General features: G+C 76.1%; 6 protein-coding genes. 2 read left to right on the top strand and 4 right to left on the bottom strand.

Features of this window, described 5'->3' with window-relative positions; genetic code table 11:
- Positions 1-927 (bottom strand): oxygen-dependent tRNA uridine(34) hydroxylase TrhO (gene trhO, locus J1M39_RS11040; protein WP_078026143.1); only part of this gene is annotated, 927 nt, incomplete at its 3' end.
- 93 nt (positions 928-1020) lie between these two features.
- Here trhO and J1M39_RS11035 point away from each other — a divergent pair.
- Together J1M39_RS11035 and J1M39_RS11030 are read left to right on the top strand one after the other, a co-directional pair.
- Entirely contained in the window at positions 1021-1794 is a 774-nt protein-coding gene (locus J1M39_RS11035) for a GNAT family N-acetyltransferase (protein WP_020626505.1), read from the top strand.
- Positions 1791-4403, top strand: a complete 2613-nt coding sequence (locus J1M39_RS11030; RefSeq protein ID WP_206496789.1) for a Zn-binding domain-containing protein — start codon at positions 1791-1793, stop codon at positions 4401-4403. Before J1M39_RS11035 ends, J1M39_RS11030 begins: the two co-directional genes overlap by 4 nt.
- On the opposite strand, the gene J1M39_RS11025 is transcribed toward J1M39_RS11030, so the two are convergent.
- From J1M39_RS11025 to J1M39_RS11015, 3 genes are read right to left on the bottom strand one after another with little or no spacing between them, the layout of a single operon-like run.
- Positions 4307-4762, bottom strand: coding sequence for an Rv3654c family TadE-like protein (locus J1M39_RS11025; RefSeq protein ID WP_206496788.1), 456 nt, complete (start codon positions 4760-4762; stop codon positions 4307-4309). The genes J1M39_RS11030 and J1M39_RS11025 overlap by 97 nt on opposite strands.
- A complete protein-coding gene (locus J1M39_RS11020) occupies positions 4759-5211 on the bottom strand; it encodes a TadE family type IV pilus minor pilin (protein WP_044658882.1) in 453 nt (150 codons plus the stop codon). The genes J1M39_RS11025 and J1M39_RS11020 overlap by 4 nt, the downstream gene beginning before the upstream one ends.
- A complete protein-coding gene (locus J1M39_RS11015; RefSeq protein ID WP_206496790.1) occupies positions 5204-5422 on the bottom strand; it encodes a DUF4244 domain-containing protein in 219 nt (72 codons plus the stop codon). Before J1M39_RS11015 ends, J1M39_RS11020 begins: the two co-directional genes overlap by 8 nt.
- Positions 5423-5426 lie beyond the last annotated feature (4 nt).

Genomic DNA, 5426 nt, shown 5'->3' with positions numbered 1-5426 from the left:
TGCCTCGGTCCTCTCGGCGGGGTGGGGGTGGTGGACGCAGACGGGGCAGCGGCGCTCGGGGTCGTCGACGGCGCAGGCCGCACAGCGGACCTCGAGCGTGGTGCAGGCCGGGTCGGCGCAGTTGCGCAGCGCCGAGGTCGGGGCCTCGCACGTGACGCACCGGCCGATGGTCTCGGCGTCGGCGGTGAAGCGGGTGGACAGGCGTCGGTCGAACACGGCCAGCTCGCCCCGCCACAGTCCGGCGTCGCCGCGGGCCTCGCCGTAGCGGACGATGCCGCCGTCGAGCTGGTAGACCTCAGCGAAGCCGCGGTCCTTGAGCAGGGCGGAGAGGACCTCGCAGCGCACGCCGCCCGTGCAGTAGGTGATCAGTGGCGCGTCCTTGAGGTGGTCCAGGGCCCCGGAGTCGACGGCGGCGAGCAGGTCGCGGGTGGTGTGCGCGTCCGGGACCACGGCCCCGTCGAAGCGGCCGATGGCCGCCTCCACCGTGTTGCGGCCGTCGAGGAAGCGCACGGGGTTCGCGCTGCCGGCGCGCTCGGCGACGAGCGCGTCCACCTGAGCGGGGGTGAGCCGCTCCCCCGTGCCGACGACCCCGTCCGCGTCCACGGTGACGCGCTCGGGGGCCCCGAACGCGACGAGCTCGGGCTTGAGCTTGACGGAGAGGCGGGGGAAGTCCGCCGCCGAGCCGTCCGACCACTTCACCTCGAGGTCCCGGAACGCCGGATGCTCCCGCGTGCCGCGCACGTAGCGCTTGACCGCGTCGACCGGCCCGCCGACGGTCCCGTTGATCCCCTGCGGCGACACGATGATCCGGCCGGTCAGGCCGAGGGACGCGGCGAGCGTGCGCTGCCACAGCCGCACCGCCTCGGGGTCGGCGAGCGGGGTGAACCGGTAGTACAGCGCGATGCGGGAGAGGGCGGCGGTGCTCATCGAGGTCCAGGCTAGTGCGCGACCCCGGACGTGACGGCCGTGAGGGACGGGCGGGGCCTGGCCCGCACCGGCCTCACGCCTTACCCTTCAGACATGACTGAGCATCTGGATCCGGCACTGGTCGACATCTGGTTCGCGGCCTGGTCGCGATCGCGCGGCTACCGCACGAGCCAGGAGGCGGGGCGACGCGCGGCCCTGCGCACCCCCCGCCCCGCCCACATGATCCCCGGCGGCTCCGGTCGCGCCACGGTGGACGTGCCGGCCACGTGGGAGCACGTGGTGGTGAACCCCTCCCGCGCGGAGCTGGAGGACCTGCGCGAGGCGGTGCGGGACCAGGAGCAGATCCTGCTCACCGTGTTCGGCGACGCCGGCGAGGACCCCAAGGCCATGGGTCTGAAGGCCCAGGCCGAGCCGGAGCGCTTCATGACCATGGACATGGACCCCGAGCTGCAGGACGTGGAGCCCCCGCTGCTGCCCGAGGGCTATGAGGCCCGCGTGGACCAGCCGATGGAGGGCAGCCGTCGCCTGCGCATCCTGGCCGTCGGCGCCTCGACCGCGCCCGAGGGCGAGGAGGAGCTCGCCGCCCTCGGCTGGGTCACCGAGGAGGACGGCACCGCCGTCTACGACCGGATCTGGACGTCCCCGAACCACCGTCGCCGCGGCCTCGGCTCCCTCGTGATGCGCTACCTCACCTCCGAGGTCATGAGCGAGGGTGAGATCAGCCGCGGCCTGCTCGTCGCCTCCCCGGACGGCCAGAAGCTGTACCGCCACCTGGCCTGGACCGACCTCGGCCCCGTGTCCATCTGGGGTCGCGGCCTGGCCGAGGACAACCCCACCGCCGAGCACACCGGCACCATGGGGGCGTGACCGGCCACCTGCCGGAGCACGATCCCTGGGCGGATCCCGCGGGCGGCTGGGGGCCGCCCGGCACGGCGGACGCCGCGCCGCCCGTCGACGACGCCGCCCCGGACTCCTCCGGACCGGAGCCGCAGCCCGTCGGTGAGGTGGTGGCCGACGTCGTGGCCGGGCTGTCCGTCACGGCACCCGGGGACCTGTGCCCGGACACCCCGGCGGGGGCCGGACTCCGTGCGGCGCTGGGCCGGACCGGGCTGCCCGAGCAGATCCGCCACGTCACCGAGCTGCCCGCACGGCAGGCCCGGCACACGGACTGGCCCGCAGACGCTCCGGAGGGCCTGGTCAGGGCGTTCGCGGCGCGCGGCGTCGAGCGGCCGTGGCTGCACCAGGTGCGGGCCGCGGCCCTGGCCGGCGCGGGGACGCACACCGTGCTCGCCACGGGCACGGCGTCGGGCAAGTCGTTGGGCTACCAGCTGGCGGTCGGCACCCGGTTGGCCGCCGACCCCCGGGCCACCGCGCTCTACCTCGCCCCCACCAAGGCCCTCGCGGCGGACCAGCTGACCTCCTGGCGCGCCCTCGAGCGGGACGGCGCCCCGGGGCTGCGCTCGGCCCCCTACGACGGCGACACCGCACCGCAGGACCGGATCTGGGCCCGCGAGCACGCCAGCGTGCTCATGACCAACCCGGACATGCTCCACGTGGGGATCCTGCCGCACCACGAGCGGTGGGCCACGTTCTTCCGGAACCTGGCGTTCGTGGTGGTGGACGAGTCGCACACGTACCGGGGCGTCTTCGGCTCGCAGGTGGGCATCCTGCTGCGCCGGCTGCGGCGCATCGCCGCCCACTACCGCGGGGACCGGCCGGAGACCGTGTTCATCGGGGCGTCGGCGACGTCGGCGGATCCGGCCGGGCACTTCGCCCGGCTGATCGGGGCGCCGGCCGCGGCGGTCACGGAGGACGCGTCCCCGCACGGGGCGGTCACCGTGGCGTTCTGGGAGCCCGAGCTGACGGACCGCCGGGGCGAGAACGGCGCGCCCGTCCGGCGCTCGGCGATGGCCGCCGCCGCCGACCTGGTCACGGACCTGGCCCTGCAGCAGGTCCGCACGCTGGCGTTCATCCGCTCGCGGCGCGGGGCCGAGGCCATCGCGAGCGCGGCCAAGCGGCAGCTCGAGGAGGTCGAGCCGGGGCTCGGCACCCGGATCGCGGCCTACCGCTCGGGCTACCTGCCCGAGGAGCGGCGGGAGCTGGAGGCGGACCTGCGCTCGGGTCGGCTGCTGGGCATGGCCTCGACGCCGGCGCTGGAGATGGGCATCGACGTCGCGGGGCTGGACGCGGTGGTGGTGGCCGGCTGGCCGGGCACCCGCGCGTCGTTCTTCCAGCAGATCGGCCGCGCCGGGCGCGGCGGCCAGGACGCGCTCGCGTTCTTCGTGGCCTCGGACGACCCCCTGGACACCTTCGTGGTGGACCACCCGGAGGCCGTGTTCGACCTGGGGGTCGAGGACACCGTGGTGGACCCGGAGAACCCGCACCTGCTCGGCCCGCAGCTGTGCGCGGCCGCCGCGGAGCTGCCGATCACGCCCGAGGCGTTCGGCTGGTTCGGGGAGCCGGAGCGCGTGCGCGCCCTGCTGGACGTGCTGGTCGATCAGGGGCTGCTGCGCCGTCGGCCGGCCGGCTGGTTCTGGACGCACCCCGAGCACGCCGCCGGCATGGTCTCCCTGCGGGACGACGGCGGTGGCCCCATGGACATCATCGACGCCGAGTCCGGCGCCCTGCTGGGCACGATGGACTCGCCCCAGACCCATTACCAGGCGCATCCCGGCGCGGTGTACGTGCACCAGGACCGCACGTACCTCGTGGAGGAGCTGGACGAGGACGCGCACGCGGTGGTCGTCACGCGCGCCTGGCCGGACTTCACCACGCAGGCCCGGGACGTCACGGAGATCGAGATCGTGGCGGTGCACCGCCGCCTGGACGCGGGCGAGGGCACCCTGCGCTGGTGCCTCGGGGACGTGCAGGTCCGCACCCAGGTGGTGTCCTTCCAGCGCAAGGCCCTGGTCTCCGGGGAGGTGCTCGGCGAGGAGCCCCTCGACCTGCCGGCGCGGGACCTGTTCACCTCGGCGGTGTGGTTCCAGGCGGCCTCGGACGAGCTCATCGCCGCGGGTCTGACCACGGACCGCCTGCCCGGCGCCCTGCACGCGGCCGAGCACGCGATGATCGGCATGATGCCGCTCGTCGCCTCGAACGACCGCTGGGACATCGGCGGCGTCTCGATGGTCCTGCACCCGGACACCGGCTCCCCCGCCGTGTTCGTCTACGACGGCCGGCCCGGCGGGGCGGGCTTCGCCGAACGCGGCTTCGAGCAGGCGCGACGCTGGGTCGAGGCGACGGCGGGGGCCATCGCGGCCTGCGAGTGCGCGGAGGGCTGCCCGTCCTGCGTGCAGTCCCCCAAGTGCGGCAACCGCAACAGCCCACTGGACAAGGCCGGCGCGCTGACCGTCCTGCGGTTCCTGATGGACCACGCCGATCACCTCGTCCCGGCGGACGCCTCGACCGACGGCTCGGGCGGCGGCGCCTCCGGCGGGTCCTCCGGCGGGGCCACGGACGCGGCGCCCGGGGCCTGAGACCGCGGCGGACCCGCGACGGCATCGGCCGTGGCCGCCGGCAGCGGGGCGCGGGCGAGCTCGACCGCGACGCGCACGGTCCCGTCCTCGCGCACCTCGCACGCCACGACGGCGGCCCCGTTGCGTGCGGCGGTCCGCCCGGCCAGCGCGCACGGCTCATGGTCGGAGAGCCCGCGCCGGGCGTCGGAGGCGGCGAGCGCCGCCAGGTCGGCGGCCCCGGCCGCCCGGGCGCCGGTGACCGAGGCCTGCCCCAGCGCCGCGACCGCCAGCAGCAGCCCCGCCCCCAGGGCGGCCGTGCCCAGGACGGACACGGTGCCCGAGCCTCGTTCGCCCCGCGCGGGCGCCCTCCCGCGGGTCATGACCGGTCCTCCGGCGAAGCGGCGGGCGTTCCGGGCCGCTGGTCGGGGGCGGCGGCGTGCGCGGTGAGGGTGAGCACCTCGGCCCAGGCGAGCGGCCCGGGGCCGGGCTGGACGACCTCGACGGTCACCCACCCGCCCTCGACGGTGTGCGAGAGCGAGGCATCGTCGCCGGCCATGCGCGCCACCGCGTCCCGGGCCGCCGCCTCGTCGTCGCCCCGGGCGAGGATGCGGGCGGCCGACGCCGCCGCGTCCTGACCCCGCACCTGCTGCACCGCGGCGGCGCCGGCCAGCAGGACGGATACGAGCACGAATGCGATCACGGGCAGCAGCACCGCGTACTCGGCGGTGACGGCCCCGGTCTCGCCGCCCCGGAGCGCCCGGGGCCGCCCCGCCGTCCGGGCGCCCGGGCGGCGCGCGGACGGCGGGGCGGAGGCCGGGTGCTCAGTCACGCTGGAGCGCCCCGGTGACGAGGTCCACGAGCAGCGACTGCACGTCCGGGCTGGTGAGCACGACGGCCAGCACGCCCGCGAAGCCCACGGCGGCGAGCGTGAGGATGCCGTACTCGGCCGTGATCGCGCCGGTCTCCTCGCCCGCGGCGTCGACGACGCGGGCGAGGCGGTCGCGGTCGCTGGGGCGGGTGACGGCCTTTCTCTTATACACATCT

Source organism: Micrococcus sp. KRD077, assembly GCF_017168505.1.
Lineage (GTDB): Bacteria > Actinomycetota > Actinomycetes > Actinomycetales > Micrococcaceae > Micrococcus > Micrococcus luteus.
This window is presented reverse-complemented; position numbering and strand designations above follow the sequence as displayed.